The following is an 18,368-nucleotide window of genomic DNA, read 5'->3' as shown; positions in this document are numbered from 1 at the left end:
TGCCTGTATTCCGCTGCGCGCGACAGGTAGCTTTTGAAGAATGTTCCGCCCCCTCCGCAGTATCACCGCCGCCGCTACCCTCACCCTCGCGCTCACCGCATGCTCCTCCGCCGAGGACGATCCGGTTGCGGGGGTGCCAGCATTTCCTATCGACGCCCCTTCGGTCACCCTGGTCAACCCCGGCGAAAACCCGGAGGAGGTGCGCTACTCCCCGGACGCGGAGTGGGACACCGCCGTTGCCGTCTCTTCCGGCGTGGACCAGCACGTGGCCGCCCCGGGTGAAGCCGAGGTTGCGGACGTCCCCGCCGGCGGGGACGTGAACAAAACCACCCTGCCGCTGACGGTCACAGCCGGCGATGCCCCCGATCCGGGCGACGGCGAGGAAGTCGCGGACTCCCGCATCGACTTCGTCGTCGGCTCCGGCAAGCACTCCGACCTGGACATCGGCCAGGACGTCGCCGCCTCCGAGGGGTTCCGCATGAGCTGGCGCACCGAGGACACCGGCCGCATCTCCACTCTCAAACTGCTCGCACCCGCCGACGCGCCGCAGCGCGGCCTCCAGCTTGTCGAGCCCACCCTCATCTCCTTAATCAACAACTCCGTCGTCTTCCCCGACGAGCCGATCGGCCCCGGTGCGACCTGGACCGTGGAAAGCCGCGTCGCGGGCGACACCGCGATGACGCGTACCACCACCTACACGCTGATCTCCCGCGACGGCGACACGCTGACGCTGGATACGAAGGTTGAGGAGCGCCCCCAGAACAACAACGTCACCATCGACGGCCCCGGTGAGCTCGAGGGCGAAAGCGTGCAGGTGGATTCCTCGCGCACCACTTCCGAAGGCCAGATCGTGGTGGACCTGACCCGCCCGCTGCCGGTGTCCGGCCAGACCGCTTGGACCACGCGCCTGATCTACGGCGGAGACGACAAAGCGCGGGTGGTCCAAGACATCACCCGCGCTGTGCAGTACGGAGCTTAGAGCGCCGGAGCTTCGGCCGGCGCCTGTTCGGCTGGCGCTTCGGCCGGTGCTTCGGGGGCTGCCGGTGCACCCGTGTTGCACATGTCCGGCACCTGCTCCGGGGCCAGGGTGTTGCTGACCAGGAAGCAGGCCCAGCTCTTGGAGATCTTCCAGTTGCCTTCCTCGTTGATGAACTCCACGTCCTCTGCAAGCTGGGACTCAGCGTTCGGACGGGTGAAGTTCACGGTGGCGAGCACGGAGTTGGCGGTGTAGCCCGGCAGCACCGGGTTGACCACCTGGAAGTTCGCGCCGGACTCTTGCTGCGATTGGGTCATCAGGTCGAACAGCTCCGGCGTGGTCTCGCCGCCCTGCACGGTGTTCGCGCGCTCTGCGATGGGCAGGTTCGGGTCGGCGGCGCGCTGCAGCACGGCATTGAGCTCTTCCGCCGTGGGCATTTCCGCAACCGGGGCAGCCTCGGAGGAGGCTGCCTGGGTTTCGGTGGTGGTTTCGGTCGTGTCCGAATCCTCGGAGCAGGCAGTCAGGCTCAGCGCCAGGCCCGCCACGGCAGCGGCTGCGACAAGTTTCGGTGCTTTCACGTGTTCTCCTTGCGTAGCGTAAATCTCTCGTTTCACGTTACTGCACACCCGCAACTTTCTGGCACTCTGTGTGCATGAACGTGTTAGTCATCTCAACCGGCGGCACGATTGTCTCCACCGCCAACGACCGCGGCGCGCTCGTGCCCACCCTCACCGGGGAGGAACTCGTCGCCCGCTGCGGCACCACTCGTCAGGTGCGCGCGATCGACGTGGCCAGCCTCGATTCCTCGTCGATGAGGCTCGCTGAGATCGACATGTTGCGCGAAACCGTGCGCACTTTGCTTCTCGACGACTCCGCCTCCCTCGTCATCACCCACGGCACCGACTCCATGGCCGAAACCGCCCTCGCGCTGGACCTCGTCCACGCCGACCCCCGACCAGTTGTGCTCACCGGCGCGATGCGTTCCGCCGACCACGCCCACCCCGACGGGCCCGCAAACCTCCGCGGCGCGATCGAGGTGGCCGCCACCCGGCACGACACCGGCGTGCTTGTCCACTTCGCGGGCGAAACCCTTCCAGCGCGCGGGTTGATGAAGACGCAGACAACCGCCGAGCACGCCTTCACCCTCACCAGCGGCACTCCCCTGCCCCGCCCCATGGCTGTGCCGGCCGCCCCGCTGGACGGGCTGAACATCCCCATCGTCCGTGCGTGGGCCGGCGCCGACGACGCCCTCCTCCGCGCACTCGGGCCTATCGACGGGCTCGTCCTCGAAGCCCTCGGCTCCGGCAATGTGTCGGCGGGGATGGGCGAAGCCGTCGCAAAGCTGCTGCGTCGCGGGGTGCCTGTGGTTGTTGCGACGTCGGTGCCCTACGGCGAGGTGTCGTTCGCTTACGGCGGCGCTGGCGGCGGCTCCACCCTCGGCGACCTGGGGGCGCTGCCCGCCGGCTACCTCAGCGCCGGGCAGGCCCGCATCGCGCTGGCCACCGCGCTGGCCACCGGCATGGATCCACGCTCACTGCTGTGAGAACCAGTCCTGCCACGCCAGCGAATCCAAAGGGTCCGCCTGTTGGAGCTGCGGGTCGTCCGCGCGCAGACTTTTGATCCTGCCCGGGCCCGTCGCCCGCGTTTCAAACCGCACCGTCACCCAACCTTTGCCGGCCCCCTGGACCCAACCATGGCCGTAATCAGGGTGGTAAACGTCCTGGGTGGCGCGCCACACGCCGCGCTCCGGAGCTGTCTCCTGCCGAACTTCCGCGTCGAACTGCGTTTCGTGGTCGCTAACCCCAGTTTCGTAGTCCGCCGGCACTGGCGCCGGCTTCACAATCGCCTGGTCCAGCTCAGGGAACAGCACGTCCTGCAGCGTGTCCTCCAGCCCCGAGTACGACACTCCAACCAGCCGGATCGGCCCCACCTCATCCGGGTAACGCACGATCCGGAACGCGGTGGCCAGCAGCGTCTCCGCGTCATCGGTGGCGTATGGCAACGTCGCCGAGCGCGACTCGATGCGGAAGTCCGCCATCCGCAACTTCACCGTCACCGTTCGCGCCCCGCGACCGTCCTTGCGCAGCCTGCGGTGCGACTCCGCAGCCGCCCGCTCCAGCGCCGCGTCCACCTCCGGCGGGGTGGTCAGATCCTGCGGGTAGGTGTGCTCCGAGGAGATCTGCTTCGACTCCGCCCTCGGCGCCACCGGCCGCTCATCCACGCCTCGCGCCAGCCACCACAACTGCTTGCCCACCGCGCCACCGATGGCGATGTCCAGCTCTTTCTCGCTGAGGTTGGCCAGGTCCCCGATCGTTTCAATCCCGGCGGCGAGCAACTTCGACTCAGTCACAGGCCCCACGCCCCACAACTCGCTGACCGGCATCGGGTGCAGGATCTCTAACTGCCGGTCGTGCGGGATGACAAACACCCCGTCCGGCTTCGCCCGTCCCGAGCCAATTTTGGCGTACTGCTTTCCCGGACCCGCCCCGATCGAGCTTGGCAAACCTGTCTCTTCCTTGATCGCCGCGCGCAGCTCGTTCGCCCATTGCTCCACGTCTTCCGGGCTCGCCCCAACCAAGTCCTCTGGCTCCATGAACGCCTCGTCGATGGAAAGCTGCTCCACCACATCCACGTACCTGCCGATGACTTCGAACACCCGCCTCGACGCCGCCGCGTAGACCGACCTGCGCGGGGCTACCAGCACCGCTTTCGACCCCACCAGACGCGCCGCCCGGTGCGTCGGCATCGCCGAGCGCGCCCCATACTTGCGCGCCTCGTAGCTCGCGCCGGCGACCACACCGCGCCCAGAGACTCCCGCAACCAGCACCGGGCGCCCTTGAAGCGTCGGCCGGGTCAGCTGCTCGCAGGACGCGTAGAACGCATCCATGTCGATGTGCAGCACCCAGCGGTTCATGTCCACCACTGTGCACCACCGGTCCCGCGTTGTTCCAATCCCCTCACCCGGCGAACGAATCTCCGGCGACGTACTCCATTCGCCTCGGCTGCTTTCTGTTTCGCGAGACGAACCGGGCACCGTTTTTGAACGTGAAGAACAAATCGCTCCCTTGGCGCTCAATGGTGATCACTCCGTGGCTCACCTGGGAGTGGCAGCTCGAGCACAGCGGAATCAGGTTGTCCAAATCGGTCATGCCTCCGTGCTCCCACTCTTTTATGTGGTGCATCTCTATGAAGCGCCTATGCGAACACCCAGGCATGGCGCATTGATATCCCCAGATCGCCAGCAGTGCCTGCACTTGGCCGTCTGTGGCGAACCGCCGCGAACGGCCGACGTGGATAGTCAGGCCCGTTTCATCCAGCAAGTGCAAACGCACCATCGCATTGGCGAGGTAGCTGCGCACGTCCTCAGAAGAGGCCGAGCGGTTTTCTGGCATCCAGCACTGACCTTGCTGATTCACCATGAGGTTAACCTGCACGCCAGGGCTACGAAGCGGACTCTTCGGGTTTGCGCGGACCATGTCGATCATGGACAACAAGGCCCCGTACACGTCCTGTTTTTCTGGAGGCCCGTAACGCGACACCGAACGCACGATGTCGTCCATGGTGATCTTCGTGCGCTTACGCGGAGCGCGGTCCTGTTCTGACAGGACGGCGTCTTCGGCGGCAGATGCGTCGTCGATAAGCTTCTGCACCTTCTCCGGGTCCTGCAGATCATCCGGGTCCACATCCTCGAGACCGAAACTGGCCAACTGCGCCACCTTCAGCGCGGTCAGGAGTTTTTGGCCAGCCACCGCCGGAAGCCTCGCCTCGAAGGCGAGCATGCCGTCGTCGCACTCGCGGGCGCGAGCGAATGGTTCCGTCGGGTCCTCTTCTTTGGGTCTTGCCCCGGCGAGCAAAAGCTGGAGATCAGCAAACGACATGCTCAGCGCGAGCTCGACATATTGCTCCTCGTTGTACTCATTCACGTACCGGAGAAGGAAGCGAACTGTCGAATACGGCATCACCCCCGATTCGAATGCGGCGTACAAACACCTGAACTTCCTCAGCCCCCGCGCCACGCGCACATACTCGAACGCCGTGGCCTGCGGGAGGTTGAGCTCGCTGCGCAACCACGTTGCCGTCGACTTCTCCCCGTACTGCTCCGCGAGCCCTTGTTCGTCGAACTGCCCCACAGCATCGAGCATCCGCGCCCGGTGGTAGTTCGCCGACAATTGATTGCATTTGATCTGGTCCTCGAGCACCTCTGCCGACAGGCCACCCGTTCGACCGTCTGTCCGTTCTTCCACCACAACTGTCATGGTTAATCCCCTTACTCATGAACATTGACACCTTTATAGAACGCTCATGTGTTCGAGTCAACGGTTTGGCAAAAAATGTCCACTGAAGTGGACAATCTATGGCGCTTCACTAAGTAAAAGCGCCGAACATAAAATCCGTTGACTATGCCGCTGCATAGTGGGTGCCTCCCCAAAATTGGCCAGAAAAACTATGCAGCTGCATAGTCGACGCCATCCCTCAAGCGCCCCAGTTGCGTCGCGAGAAACTATGCCACTGCATAGTTGGTGCCTCCCCAAAATTGGTCAGAAAAACTATGCAGCTGCATAGTGCCCACAAACGATCGCCGACCCGCCGCCCCAGCTCTGCAAGCAAAAAGGGGCCCCACTCTGTACGAGTGAGGCCTCAGGTTTACCCCAGCCTTAGCTGTTCTTCCGAACGGTCGCGGTCACCCCGTCGACGACGTCGTGGCCCTCGACAGGTTCTGTGACCACGTCGAAGGACGTCGCGAGGGTCTCGGCGGCGATGTGGTCGGCGTGGGTGCGGGCCCACGCCTCCTTCTCCGCGGGCACGGCCAGCACCACGGCGATGCGGTCGGAGACCTCGAAGCCCTCGCGTTTGCGGGCATCTTGCAGGCCGCGGATCACGTCCGCCGCCCACCCCTCAGCCTCGAGTTCCTCGGTGACCTCGGTGTCGAGGACGACCAGGCCGACGGTGCCGTCGGCGTCGACACGCGCAGTGCTCTCCGGGTTCTCCGCCACCAGGCGCTCGGTGTAGAGCTCCGGGGTGAGCACGATGTCGCCGTCGACGACCACGTCGTCGCCGCGGCGCTCGTAGTTGCCGGCCTTGACGTTCTTGATGGCGCGCTGCACGTCCTTGCCCAGCGACGGGCCGGCAACCTTCGCGTTGACCACGACTTCGAAGGATCCGGCGGAGTCGACGTCGTCAGTTAGAACGACGTCCTTCACGTTCACCTCGTCGCGGATGGTGGAACGGAACGCCTCAAGCTTGTCCGACTCCGGCAGCGCGACAGTGAGCTTCGGCAGCGGCAGGCGGTTGCGCAGCTTGTTCGCCTTGCGCACTGACGACGCCGCAGAGCACACTGCACGGGTGGCGTCCATGGCGGCGACCAGCTCGGCGTCGGCCGGCAGCTCGGCGGCCTGCGGGTAGTCCGTCAGGTGCACCGAACGACCGCCGGTGAGGCCGCGCCAGATCACCTCGGAGACGTACGGCAGCAGCGGCGCCACAGCGCGCGAGACGACCTCGAGCACCGTGTAGAGGGTGTTGAACGCCTCCGGGTGCGCCTCCTGCCCCTCCCAGAAGCGGTCGCGGGAGCGGCGCACGTACCAATTCGTCAGTGTGTCGGCGTAGCGGCGCACCTCGTCGCAGGCATCGGCGATGCGGGTGTCGTCGAGCGCCTCGCCCACAGCTGCCACCATGTCGTGCGTCTTGGCCAGGATGTAACGGTCGAGCACGTTGTCCGAGTCCACGGACCACTGTGCATCTTCCGACGAGTACAGCTGCAGGAACGTGTACGCGTTCCAGATCGGCAGCAGCGCCTGGCGCACGCCCTCGCGGATGCCCTGCTCGGTGACGATCAGGTTGCCGCCGCGCAGGATCGGCGACGACATGAGGAACCAGCGCATGGCGTCGGAGCCGTCGCGGTCGAAGACCTCCATCACGTTCGGGTAGTTGCCCTTGGACTTGGACATCTTCTGCCCGTCCGAGCCCAGCACGATGCCGTGCGCGACGACCTTCTTGTACGCCACACGGTCGAACAGCGCGGTGGACAGCACGTGCTGCACGTAGAACCAGCCGCGGGTCTGGCCGGAGTACTCCACGATGAAGTCCGCCGGCTGGCGGGTGTCAAACTCTTCGGCGTTCTCGAACGGATAGTGGTACTGCGCGAAAGGCATGGAACCGGACTCGAACCAGCAGTCCAACACATCCGGCACGCGACGCATCATCGACTTGCCGGTCGGGTCGTCCGGGTTCGGGCGCACCAGCTCGTCGATGTGCGGACGGTGCAGGGACTTCGGGCGGGTGCCGAAGTCGCGCTCCAGCTCGTCCAGGGAACCGTAGACGTCCACGCGCGGATACTCAGGATTGTCGGAGACCCACGCCGGAACCGGAGAGCCCCAGTAGCGGGTGCGGGAGATGTTCCAGTCGCGCGCGCCCTCGAGCCACTTGCCAAACTGGCCGTCGCGGATGTGCGACGGGATCCACTCGATCTCCTGGTTCAGCTCCACCATCCGGTCGCGGATGTCGGTGACCTTGACAAACCACGCCGGCAGCGCCATGTAGATCAGCGGCTCGCCGGAGCGCCAGGAGTGCGGGTAGGAGTGCACGATGGTCTGGTCGCGCAGCACGCGGCCCTTCGCACGCAGGTCGCGGATGATGTCGCGGTTCGCGTCGAAGACAAGCTTGCCCTCGTACTCCGGCACCAGCGAGGTGAACTTGCCGTCGGCGTCGACAGGGATGACCAGGTCGATGCCGTATTCCTGGCAGGTGAGCATGTCGTCCTCACCGAAGGCGGGCGCCTGGTGGACCACGCCGGTGCCGTCCTCAGTGGTCACGTAGTCCGCGTTGAGGATCATGAACGCGTTGTCGTGGTCGCGGAAGTAGTCGAAGACCGGCTCGTACTCCAAGCCCTCCAGCTGCGCGCCCTCGTAAGTGGCCACAACCTCGTACTCGCCGAGCTCCTTCGCGTACGCGCCGAGCAGGTTCGTCGCCAAGAGCAATTGCTTATCGACGAACCCCTCGGCCCCGTCCGCACCGACCTTGACCAACGAGTACTCCACCTCGGGGTGGACCGCGAGGGCCAAGTTGGACGGCAGCGTCCACGGGGTCGTGGTCCAGGCGATAGCTGCAGCGTCGTGAAGCTCAGGATGTTCGGCCCACGTCTTCTCCGCGGCGTAGCCTGCGCGCCCGCCGGTAAACGGCAAGGTCACGGTGACGGTGGGGTCCTGGCGGTCGCGGTAGGAATCGTCCAGGCGGGTCTCCTGGTTGGACAGCGGAGTGTGCTCGGCCCAGGAGTACGGCAGGACGCGGAAGCCCTGGTAGATCAGGCCCTTGTCGTAGAGCTCCTTGAACGCCCACATGACGGACTCCATGTACTCCGGGTCCATCGTCTTGTAGCCGTTTTCGAAGTCCACCCAGCGGGCCTGACGGGTGACGTAGTCCTCCCACTCGCCCGCGTAGTGCATGACGGACTTGGCGCAGTACTCGTTGAACTGCTCCAGGCCCATGTCCTCGATCTGGGCCTTGTCGGTGATGCCCAGCTGCTTCTCCGCCTCCAGTTCAGCAGGCAGGCCGTGGCAGTCCCAGCCGAAGACCCGCGGGACATGGAAGCCGGACATGGTGCGGAAACGCGGCACGATGTCCTTGACGTAGCCGGTAAGCAGGTGTCCGTAGTGCGGCATGCCGTTGGCGAACGGCGGGCCGTCGTTGAACACGTACTCCTCGCAGCCCTCGCGCTGCTCCAGGGAGGCCTTGAACGTGCCGTCCGTGTTCCAGTAGTCCAGGACGACGCGCTCCATCTCCGGGAAGCGGTCGCTGCCGCCGGTCATGTCCACTTTGGGGTAGACGTTGCCAACCATGACATCACTCCTTCAGCCGTGCAGGGACGCAGTGTTGCGCGGTACCACCCTGCTTGAGGCGCGTGGTGCGCCCCCACTTCGTTGCGGTGAAGGAAGTTACGTCTTCCGTGTGTGACGTCCGGGTCTAATAGGCACAAGCCGTTCTTCCGGAAACGCTCCCCGGTGATGGCCGGATCATAACGTGTTACGAGTAACGCCCAGCATCCTACAACGATGCTGGGCGTTTGTGAAGAGCTAGGTGCTACTTCTCGTTCGGCGCGGTACTGGAACGCGACTCGAGCTCCTCAAGCTGGGACTCCAGCAACGTCTTCAGGCGCGTGCGGTACTCGCGCTCGAAGGTGCGCAGCTCCGCAATGCGGTTCTCCAGCGCGGTCTGCTGCTGCTTCACCGTGTTCATGATCTCGGTGTGCTTACGCTCCGCGTCGGCCTTGAGCTTGTTTGCCTGCTCCTCCGCCTGGCGGATCTGCGCCTCGGCGCGGGAGTTGGCCTCGTTGGTGGTCTCCTCAGCTTTCTTCTGCGCGTCGGTGACCAGCTGCTTGGAGCGGGTCTCCGCGTCCTGCAGCTGGGTGCGGGAGCGGGTCTGCGCGTCCTCGAGCTGCTTCTTGGACTTGGATTCAGCCTCTGCGATCTCGCGCTCTGCGGCGGCACGAGCATCCGCCAACATGGAAGAAGCCTCAGCCTGCGCGTCGTTGGTCAGGCGGTCCGCCATCTCCTGCGCGAGGCCGAGCACCTTCGCTGCCTGCACGTGGGTGTCAGCGGAAACGTCGCTGCGGGCCGGCTGGGAGGCGGCAGCCGCCGGAGCAGTTGCCTGCTTCGGAGCCTTCGCGGCCTCCTCGGCCTGCTTGCGGGCCTTGGCTGCCTCGTCCTTAGCGGAACGGGCCTCAGCTTCAGCTTTCTCCTGGGCCTGCTTCGCGGAGCGCAGCTGCGCCTCAAAATCGGCGCGGACCTTCTGCTCCACCTCGCGGCGGATAGCGGCCTCGTCAACCTTGGCGGAGTCGTCGGAACGCTTCACCGGCGCAGCAGCAACTGCGTCCTGGCCGCCCTCCTCGAGGCGGGAACGCAACTCGTCATTCTCATCCTGCAGCTGCGCAAGCGTGTCCTCCACGAGGTCGAGGAACTGATCCACCTCGTCCTCGTTGTAGCCTCGCTTGCCAATCGGCGGCTTGCTGAAAGCGACATTGTGCACGTCAGCTGGTGTCAGCGGCATTTGCGTTCCCTTCGATAATCGTGTGAGTACTCGCTCGCGCGAAGCATTATCTGCTGAATTGTAACGGTTTCGCTCGACGAGTGTAGCCCAGCCTAGCCGTAAAGCCGGGTTAAAGCTCAAGTAAAGCTACCGCAGCGCCGGATTAATCAGTACGGCGCCGACGAGCATCTGGATGAGCATGAGGATGAAAAACAGGACAATGACACTCACGTCCAGCCCCACACCGCTGCCGCCGAGCTTCAGTGGCGGGATGAGTTTGCGCAGCGCATTCACCGGCGGATCGGTCATCCGGAAGATGGGCTCAGCCACCATGATGAACCAGTGCGGCGGGTCGAACTGCTTGGAAAACGCCTGCACCATCTCGATGATGATGCGAACAATAACCAGCAGCGAGTACAGCCCCACAAGGGCGTAGATGATTGCTCCGAAAAGTGCCACGCCGAACCACCCTACCGGCTAACGCAAGCCGGCAGCACGCTTGAGGTCGTCCTTTTCCAAGTTCGCGTTTTCCGGCACGATGGCGAAAACTCGCTTGCGGGTTTCAACACCGCGGGAGAGGTTGTGCATGTTGCCGCGCAGGGCGAAGCACAAGCCAGCGGCGAAGTCCACGATGCGCTTCGCGTCGGCAGTATCCAGGTCGGTCAGGTCCATAACCACGGCGTCTCCGTCGCGGAACGGCTCGCCGATCTCCTTGGCGTCGTTGTAGTTGCGCGGCGCCGCGGTGACGATGTGCGGCGTGGAGCGGTAGCTCGGGCGGACGGCCTCGCGGCCGAAATCGCGGGCAGCGGGGCGGTCCATGCGCGACGGACGCTCGGCACGCTCGGGGCGCACCGAACGGTCGTAAGCGGTGGAACCGGCAGCGGCTGCACCAGCGGCACCTGCGGCGTACTGCGGGTCGTCGTAGTAGGCGTCGTCCTCGCCGTTATCCACGGGGCCGAGGCCGAAAAAGTCTTTAGCACTGTCAAAGAAGGACATGCGGGCGGCTCCTTTTATGGGGTGATTCGCGGTGGATTTCAGACTACGGGGCGGGGCCCGAGGAGGGCTGTTCCGACACGCACGATATCGGATCCGCACGCGATCGCGTCGGCGAAATCACCGCTCATACCTGCAGAAAGCCTCAAGTTTCGGTTGAGCTTGGCGGCGTAGTCATCCGTCAACGAGCGCGCCTGAGCGAACACCTCGCGCGGCTGCGAATCCAGCGGTGGAACGACCATGAACCCGGCCAGCTCGAGGTGCTCGGATTCCTCCACCGCTTCCACGATCGCGGGCACGTCCGCCAGGGATGCGCCGCCGCGGGCAGTGTCGCCGTCGTAAGACAGCTGCACCATGCACGGCAATATCTCGCCTTCGCGGTCGCCACGTTCGAGCGCAAGCGCCATGCCGCGGTTGAGCCCGTGGGCCAGCTTCAGCGAGTCCAGCGAGTGCACTTCCGAGGCCCAACGCGCCACCGAATTCGCCTTCTTGGACTGGATCTGGCCGATCATGGCGATGCCGCAGCGGCCTTCAAGCGCGGCCGCCTTGTCGCGGGCCTCCTGTTCCCGGTTCTCTCCCACCAGCTCAACGCCGAGCGAAGCGAGCTCGACAATGCGCTCCACCGGGTGGAACTTCGTTACCGGCAAAAGTGCCACGCTGCCTTCTTCGCGGCCGGCGGCGCGCTCCGCGTCGCGGATCTGTTGGCGGACGGTTTCAAGGTTTTGTGCGAGATCAGACATTAGGCATCCAAATTACGCCAGCTTGCCGTCCGGTCACACCTTCGCGGCGGTGGGAGAAGAAATCGTTGTCGGTGATGGTGTCGCGCGGGTCCGCGTCGATGTGGGTCACGCCCAGGCTCAGCAGCTGGCGCACCAGCCCGGCGCGCACGTCGATGCCGGGCGTGCCCTTCGTTGTGCGTGTGCGGGATCCGGGCAAATGCTTCTCGACGTCTAAAGCCATCCCCTCCGGGACCTCATACGACTCCCCTGCCGCGGCAGGACCCAGCAGCACCTGGATGCGCGACGGTTCGGCGCCGAGGCCCACCATCGCCTCGACGGTGTTTTCCGCGATCCCGTTGCGCGCGCCCATCCGGCCGGCGTGGGCCGCGCCGATGACGCCGGCAGTGTGGTCGGACAGCAGCACCGGAGTGCAATCTGCCACGAGCACGCACAGCGCCAGGTTCTTTTCTCTGGTGACGAGGGCGTCGGTGGCTTCCACGGGGGTGGCCGAAGGTCCGTCGACAAGCGTGACTGTGTTGGTGTGCAGCTGCTCCATCCACACGAAACGCTCCTCGGGCAGGCCGAGCACCTGCGCAAGGCGGGCGCGGTTGGCGGCGACATCTGCGGGGTCGTCGCCGACGTGGGCGCCCAGGTTGAACGAGTCGTAGGGGGCAGCAGAAACCCCGCCCGCACGGGAAGTGAACACCATGCGGACGGGGCGAGTGGAAAGATCTGGCATGCCTGCCAGCTTAACTAGCGCATGAAGTCCGGCACATCGACGTCATCGAAGCCGCCGTCGAAGCCGCCGTCGCGGGCCTCGCGCGGCTCACGCTCACGCTCGGTGAACAGGCCGCTGCGGCTGGACGGCTCGTAGCGGTGGCGCGGCTGGTACTCCTCCTTGGCCGGCTCGGCCTCCACGACCTTGGTCGAGCTCCGCTCCGGCTGCGGCGTTTCCTGCTCAGCCGACTCAGCCGGCTCGGCCGGGCGGGCGTTGGCCTTCTCGTCGAAGCCGGTGGCGATGATGGTCACGCGGACCTCGTCGCCCAGGTTGTCGTCGATGATCGTGCCGAAGATGATGTTGGCGTCCTCGTCGGCCTTCTCCTCCACGATGGACGCCGCGTTGTTGACCTCCATCAGGCCCAGGTCGGAGCCGCCGGCGACGGAGATGAGCACGCCCTTGGCACCCTCCATGGTGGTTTCCAGCAGCGGGGAGTTGATGGCTTGCTCGGTAGCCGTCATCACGCGGTTGTCGCCGCGGGCGGAGCCGACGCCCATGAGTGCGGAGCCAGCGTCGGCCATGACGGAGCGCACGTCCGCGAAGTCGACGTTGATCATGCCCGGGATGGTGATGAGGTTGGTGATGCCCTGGACACCGTTGTAGAGCACCTCATCCGCCGCGCGGAAGGCCTCCATCATGGAAAGCTCCGCGTCGCCCAGCTGCAGCAGGCGGTCGTTCGGGATGACGATGACGGTGTCGCAGACTTCCTTGAGGTTCTCAATGCCCTCGAGCGCCTGGCGGGTGCGGCGCTTGCCCTCGAAGGTGAACGGGCGGGTGACCACGCCGATGGTCAGCGCGCCCATCTTCTTGGCAATGCCGGCGACCACCGGGGCGGCGCCGGTGCCGGTGCCGCCACCCTCGCCGGCGGTGACGAAGACCATGTCGGAGCCCTTCAGAGACTCCTCGATCTCCTGCTTGTGGTCCTCAGCGGAAGTGCGGCCAACCTCAGGGTTGGCGCCTGCGCCGAGGCCGCGGGTGGCCTCGCGTCCGATGTCGAGCTTCGTGTCGGCATCCGTAAACAGCAGCGCCTGGGAGTCAGTGTTTATCGCGACAAACTCGACGCCCTTGAGGCCTTCCTCGATCATCCGGTTGACGGCGTTGACGCCGCCGCCGCCGACACCGACGACGCGGATCATGGCGAGGTAATTGGCGGGAGAGGTCATGGTGGTGGTCTCGCCTTTCACAAGTTGGTTTTTGCAGTTGCTACCCATCTTGTGTGAAAGCACGCGGATTTTTGTTTTCTGGTCCGGCGTGTCACAACCCTAAACCTGTACTTTAGGGTTGTGACCTGCGGTTTTAGCGCGAAGTGACCAGTTCTGGGTTGGAAATATTGAATGTTTTTCCGTCCAGCTGCAGCACGGTCTCAAGCGCGAGCGCCTTGTTCTGGTTGTCCTCGGACGAACCCCACGTGACTGTCCTGTCCCCGTCCAGCTTGAGCACGAAGCTGTGGTCCCCGTCGCAGGTCAGCTCGCGGACCTGCGGGCGGGCCGGGTCCGTGATCGCGGAAGCGACCTCCACCGCTTTCGGCAGTTGCTCCTCGTTAATGCCGACGAGCTGCACCGCCCCCAGCGGCGGCTGGGCGACCACGAAATCCTTGCCCTCGCTGTTGATCAGGTGGGGTTCGCCGCCCTGGTCTATCCAGGCCACCGGGGTGTGCTCCTGCACAGTGACGTCCACCGCATCTGGCCACCGGCGCTTCACCGTCACTGAATCCACCCACGGATTCGCCGCCACGTCCTGGGCTGCCCGGTGCACATCCACGCGCCCCATCGGGGTGCCCACCTCCACGCCGGAGAGCGACTTCACTTCCTCGGCGGGCAGGTTCACCGCACCCTCGACGTTGACGTCGTCGACGGGCATGGCCAGGGTAAACGGCAGCGCCGCCACGACTGCGAGCACAAGTGCGACGCAGCCGGCGACGATGGTGATCGCGCGGCGGGACATCCTACGCCTCCCGCAACGCGGCGAGGATCTCGTCCGCCAGCATGGTCACGCTGCCCGCCCCCATGGTCAGCACCAGGTCACCGGGCTTGGCTACCGCCGCCACGGTCGCAGGCGCCGCGGAAAAGTCCGGCTCCACACGCACCGGCGCGGTCATCTTTTCGGAAATAGTCCGGGAGGTCACACCCTCCACCGGCGTTTCACGGGCGCCGAAGATGTCCAGCAGCACGCATTCGTCGCTGAGCGACAGCGCGTCGGCGAACTCGCCTGCGAACTCCTGCGTGCGCGAGTACAGGTGAGGCTGGAAACAGACCACAACGCGGGCGCCGTTGCCCTCAGCGTCGACCTTGTCGCGGGCGGCGGTGAGCACGGCGGCCACCTCCGTCGGGTGGTGGGCGTAATCGTCGTAGACGCGGGTTCCGCCCACCTCGCCCTTGAACTCGAAGCGACGGCGCACGCCGGTGAACTCGCTCAACCCCTGGGCGAGCTTCGCCGGGTCGGCGCCAACCAGCACGCCTGACAACAGTGCCGCGGCAGAGTTGAGCACCATGTGGCGGCCCGGAATCGCCAGCGTGTACATAACATCACCGGAGATGCGGCCGGTGCGCAGCTGCACCTCGACCACGGTGTGCTCGCCCTCCTGCCGTTCGCCTGTGACCACAGCGCCTGCCGGGATCTTGGGGTGGCGTGCGGAGGCCTCCGCGGTGCCGTAGCCGGAGACGGTCAAGCCGCGCTCGAGGGCGCGCTCGCCGCAGGCGGCGGCGTTGTCGTCGTCGAGGCAGACGACCACATGCTTGGCCAGGTCCGCGAAATCGTCGAAGACCTGGAAGTACTTCTCGCGCGTGCCGTAGAAATCCAGGTGGTCCGGCTCGATGTTGGTGATCACAGCAACATCCGGGGAGTAGCGCAGCAGCGAGGCGTCGGACTCGTCGGCCTCCGCAACAAACACGTCGCCGTGGCCATGGTGCGCGTTGGTGCCGGCTCGGTTGAGCTGGCCGCCGATGGCGAACGAGGGGTCCTCCCCCGCCGCCTGCAGCGCCACCACGGCCATCGACGTCGTGGATGTCTTGCCGTGCGTGCCCGCGAGCAGCAGCTGGGTCGAGCCTTCCATCAGCTCCGCAAGCAGGTCGGAGCGGCGCAGCAGCGGGATGCCCTCGCGCTTGGCGCGCACCAGCTCCGGGTTGTCCTGCGGGATGGCGGCGAAGCTGGTCACCACTGCGGTGGGCAGCTCGCCGGACAGCTCCAGGTTTGCTTCGTCGTGGCCGAGCGCGACCTTGGCGCCCTTCGCTTTGAGCGCGCGCACTGGCCGGGAGTCTTTGGCGTCGGAGCCGGTCACTGTCGCGCCGCGGTCCAGCAGGATGTGCGCCACGCCGGACATGCCGGCCCCGCCGATGCCGATGAGGTGGACGCGGGAGAGATCTGTCATTTATGTGTCCTTTCCAGCAGCCGCGGCGATGCGCGCGGCAAGGTCCTCGGCAACGCTGCCGGCACCCGAGTCCTCGAGCGCCGCGCGCATAATCGCGCGGGCATCGGGTTCCAAGAGAGGCAGCAGCTTGTCGACGAGCACGTCGCCGGTCAGCGCCGCGTCGTCGATACGCAGGGCCGCCCCGGCGTCGACGAGGTGGGCGGAGTTGAGCCCCTGCTCGCCATTGCCGTGCGGCAGGGGGATGTAGATGGCGGGGATGCCGGCCGCGGAGTTTTCCGCAACCGTCATCGCGCCCGAGCGGCACACCACCACGTCGGCGATTGCGTACGCGGCCTCCATGTCGTCGATGTACGGCACCGCCGTGTAGTGGTCGTGCGTGACCGGGGCGTCGTTCTTGCGCCCGTAGGCGTGCAGGATCTGATACCCCGCGCCGGTGAGCCGCTCCACCGCGTCGGCCAAGGCCGCGTTGATGCTCACCGCACCTTGCGAGCCGCCGGTGACCAGGATGGTCGGGCGGTCTTCTTGTAGGTTCCACATGCGCAGGCCCCGCTCGCGCTTCGCGCCGTCCGGGTCCACGCCCACGCCGGGGCGCACCGGCACGCCGACGACCTCGCCGTCCATGCCGGAATTGGGCACCGCGTTGAACCCGGTGCCGCCGATCTTCACGCCCAGCTTGTTGGCCATGCCTGCCAGCGCGTTGGTCTCCAACACGAAAAACGGCAGGCCAAGCTGTTTCGCGGCCAGGTACGCCGGGCCGGAGACATAGCCGCCGGTGCCGAAGACGGCACGTGCGCCGCAGCGCTTCATTGCCTGCTTGGCCTGGCGGACACTACGGGCCAGCTTGAACGGCACGGAGGCGAGCTTCCAGGGCTTCTTGCGTGGGATCGGCACCGGGTCGATCAGGGAAAGCTCGAACCCACGGGCCGGAATGATGGTGGTTTCCAGGCCTCGTTCAGTGCCGAGGGCGACCACGTTTGCCCCGTACGCGTCGCGAAGCACTTCCGCGACTGCAAGAGCGGGCTCGATGTGGCCCGCAGTGCCGCCGCCTGCGATGACGACGCTGAACTTCTCGGTAGACATGGCTCTCCTATCGGCGCGGGGTCCGGCGGTGCGGCTGCCTATGGTAGGACGCGGCGACCGGCTGGGTCACCGGCGTGCCGTAGCGCTCGCGGCGCGGCGCGGCCGCAGGCGCCTGGCGGCGCTGCTTGAGCGCGCGGGGCTCGCCGATGAAGAACATGCGGTCGAACATGGGGCGACCGTAATTCTGCATGGACGAGATCGCGTCCGGCTCGTGGCGCGCCACAGACGCCAGCACGCCCATCGCGCCGAGGGTGAACACGGCCGAGGAACCGCCGGCGGACAACATGGGCAGCTGGATGCCGGTGACCGGAAGCAGGCCCACCACGTAGCCCATGTTGATGAAGGCCTGGGAGACCACTGCCGCGGTCAGGGACGCTGCCATGAGCGTCTGGTACTGCGTCTGCGCGCGCAGCGCGGTGCGCATACCGAAGAAGCCGAGCAGCGCGAACAGGAGGATCACCAGGGCGCCGCCCCACAACCCGAGTTCTTCGCCGATGACGGCGAAGATGAAGTCGTTGCGCGCCTCCGGCAGGTAGAACCACTTCGCGCGCGACTGGCCCAGGCCGACGCCGAAGATGTGGCCGTCCGCCAGCGACAAAAAGCCTTGGTGGGACTGGAACGCCACGCCACGGGTGTCGTCGAAGTGGCCGCGCAGCGCGTCGAAATAGACGTGGAAGCGGGCGGAGCGGAAGCTGCCGGAGAGGAAGATCACCACCAACGCCACAACGCCCGAGGCCGCAACCACGCCGACGGCCTTCAGCGACACACCCGCAAAGAGCAAGATGAACGCCACCACCACGGCAAACGAGAGCGCCATCCCCATGTCGCCCTGCATGGCAATCAGCCCCACGCAGAGGATGGAGACGGTGAGGAAGGCGGCGAATCCGTTGTCCGGGGCGAACAAACGGCGCGGGTCCTTGTTGGCCAGGATCTTCGCTCCCCACATGGCGATGGCGACGCGGGCGAACTCGGAAGGCTGCAGGCGCAGCGGGCCGGCGACCAGCCAGGACTGCGAGCCCACCTCGGCACGGCCAGTGCCCAGAGGCGTGAGCACGGCGATGAGCAGCACAATCGCGATGACCATCAGCCAATTACTCAGGCCCCGGAGCCGCTCGGGCGGCGTCTTCAACGCGGCCCAGAACGCGATGAGGCCGAGCACGACCATCACGAACTGGCGCACGGCCAGGGACCACACGCTCGCACTCGCGGCAAACGAGGTCGCCATGGACGAGCTCATGACCATCACCACGCCGAGACCGGCGAGGAAGAGCACGATGCTGCGGATCATGGTGTAGTCGATCAGCGGCCGGGAATCGAGCGCATCCTGGATGCGCCGGAGCCCTGCGCTGAGCTTCGATTCGGGAGCGGGTGCCGCCTTACGCGGCGCGTCCGGCCGTGGTGCGCGTTGCCGGGGTGCGCGTTGAACCGTCATGCTGC

The 18,368-nt window shown here is 65.9% G+C and carries 16 protein-coding genes; 2 read left to right on the top strand and 14 right to left on the bottom strand.

Features of this window, described 5'->3' with window-relative positions:
• Window positions 1-40: 40 nt before the first annotated feature.
• Window positions 41-979, top strand: coding sequence for a DUF6263 family protein (locus HMPREF3151_RS08865; protein WP_070475172.1), 939 nt, complete (start codon window positions 41-43; stop codon window positions 977-979).
• Here HMPREF3151_RS08865 and HMPREF3151_RS08860 read toward each other — a convergent pair.
• Window positions 976-1,554: a WKL family lipoprotein gene (locus HMPREF3151_RS08860; protein ID WP_070475171.1), complete on the bottom strand. Its 579-nt coding sequence runs from the start codon at window positions 1,552-1,554 to the stop codon at window positions 976-978. The genes HMPREF3151_RS08865 and HMPREF3151_RS08860 overlap by 4 nt on opposite strands.
• A gap of 74 nt (window positions 1,555-1,628) precedes the next feature.
• Between HMPREF3151_RS08860 and HMPREF3151_RS08855 the strand changes: the two genes are divergently transcribed.
• Window positions 1,629-2,519: an asparaginase gene (locus HMPREF3151_RS08855; protein WP_070475170.1), complete on the top strand. Its 891-nt coding sequence runs from the start codon at window positions 1,629-1,631 to the stop codon at window positions 2,517-2,519.
• Here the strand turns inward: HMPREF3151_RS08855 and HMPREF3151_RS08850 are convergent.
• The 13 genes from HMPREF3151_RS08850 to HMPREF3151_RS08790 all read right to left on the bottom strand — a co-directional run bounded on the left by HMPREF3151_RS08850 (window position 2,508) and on the right by HMPREF3151_RS08790 (window position 18,363).
• Window positions 2,508-3,890 carry a DNA polymerase IV gene (locus tag HMPREF3151_RS08850; RefSeq protein ID WP_070475169.1) on the bottom strand — a complete coding sequence of 461 codons (1,383 nt, stop codon included), beginning with the start codon at window positions 3,888-3,890 and terminating at the stop codon, window positions 2,508-2,510. The genes HMPREF3151_RS08855 and HMPREF3151_RS08850 overlap by 12 nt on opposite strands.
• A gap of 43 nt (window positions 3,891-3,933) precedes the next feature.
• Window positions 3,934-5,232: an HNH endonuclease signature motif containing protein gene (locus tag HMPREF3151_RS08845; protein ID WP_070475168.1), complete on the bottom strand. Its 1,299-nt coding sequence runs from the start codon at window positions 5,230-5,232 to the stop codon at window positions 3,934-3,936.
• A 399-nt stretch (window positions 5,233-5,631) separates the two neighbouring features.
• Window positions 5,632-8,808 carry an isoleucine--tRNA ligase gene (ileS, locus tag HMPREF3151_RS08840; protein WP_070475167.1) on the bottom strand — a complete coding sequence of 1,059 codons (3,177 nt, stop codon included), beginning with the start codon at window positions 8,806-8,808 and terminating at the stop codon, window positions 5,632-5,634.
• Window positions 8,809-9,049: 241 nt separating this feature from the next.
• The gene (locus HMPREF3151_RS08835) at window positions 9,050-10,015 is read right to left on the bottom strand and encodes a DivIVA domain-containing protein (RefSeq protein WP_070475166.1); all 966 of its coding nucleotides are present in this window, start codon (window positions 10,013-10,015) and stop codon (window positions 9,050-9,052) included.
• 126 nt (window positions 10,016-10,141) lie between these two features.
• Window positions 10,142-10,453, bottom strand: coding sequence for a YggT family protein (locus tag HMPREF3151_RS08830; protein WP_034998551.1), 312 nt, complete (start codon window positions 10,451-10,453; stop codon window positions 10,142-10,144).
• Between the two features lie 18 nt (window positions 10,454-10,471).
• Window positions 10,472-10,990: a cell division protein SepF gene (locus tag HMPREF3151_RS08825; RefSeq protein WP_070475165.1), complete on the bottom strand. Its 519-nt coding sequence runs from the start codon at window positions 10,988-10,990 to the stop codon at window positions 10,472-10,474.
• A 38-nt stretch (window positions 10,991-11,028) separates the two neighbouring features.
• The gene (locus HMPREF3151_RS08820) at window positions 11,029-11,727 is read right to left on the bottom strand and encodes a YggS family pyridoxal phosphate-dependent enzyme (RefSeq protein ID WP_070475164.1); all 699 of its coding nucleotides are present in this window, start codon (window positions 11,725-11,727) and stop codon (window positions 11,029-11,031) included.
• Entirely contained in the window at window positions 11,720-12,445 is a 726-nt protein-coding gene (gene pgeF / locus HMPREF3151_RS08815; RefSeq protein WP_070475163.1) for a peptidoglycan editing factor PgeF, read from the bottom strand. The genes HMPREF3151_RS08820 and pgeF overlap by 8 nt, the downstream gene beginning before the upstream one ends.
• Before the next feature lie 14 nt (window positions 12,446-12,459).
• Window positions 12,460-13,647 (bottom strand): cell division protein FtsZ, encoded by a 1,188-nt coding sequence (gene ftsZ / locus HMPREF3151_RS08810; protein WP_070475223.1) that lies wholly within the window; start codon window positions 13,645-13,647, stop codon window positions 12,460-12,462.
• Window positions 13,648-13,780: 133 nt separating this feature from the next.
• Window positions 13,781-14,428 carry a cell division protein FtsQ/DivIB gene (locus HMPREF3151_RS08805; protein ID WP_070475162.1) on the bottom strand — a complete coding sequence of 216 codons (648 nt, stop codon included), beginning with the start codon at window positions 14,426-14,428 and terminating at the stop codon, window positions 13,781-13,783.
• Between the two features lies 1 nt (window position 14,429).
• Window positions 14,430-15,851 (bottom strand): UDP-N-acetylmuramate--L-alanine ligase, encoded by a 1,422-nt coding sequence (gene murC / locus HMPREF3151_RS08800; RefSeq protein ID WP_070475161.1) that lies wholly within the window; start codon window positions 15,849-15,851, stop codon window positions 14,430-14,432.
• The gene (murG, locus tag HMPREF3151_RS08795) at window positions 15,852-16,931 is read right to left on the bottom strand and encodes an undecaprenyldiphospho-muramoylpentapeptide beta-N-acetylglucosaminyltransferase (protein ID WP_070475160.1); all 1,080 of its coding nucleotides are present in this window, start codon (window positions 16,929-16,931) and stop codon (window positions 15,852-15,854) included.
• A gap of 7 nt (window positions 16,932-16,938) precedes the next feature.
• Window positions 16,939-18,363, bottom strand: coding sequence for an FtsW/RodA/SpoVE family cell cycle protein (locus tag HMPREF3151_RS08790; protein ID WP_070844745.1), 1,425 nt, complete (start codon window positions 18,361-18,363; stop codon window positions 16,939-16,941).
• Between the last annotated feature and the right edge of the window lie 5 nt (window positions 18,364-18,368).

Source organism: Corynebacterium sp. HMSC05H05 (assembly GCF_001807265.1).
In the GTDB taxonomy this organism is placed as follows: domain Bacteria; phylum Actinomycetota; class Actinomycetes; order Mycobacteriales; family Mycobacteriaceae; genus Corynebacterium.
The sequence above is the reverse complement of the archived record's forward strand: the minus strand, read 5'-3'. Positions and strand labels throughout refer to the sequence as shown.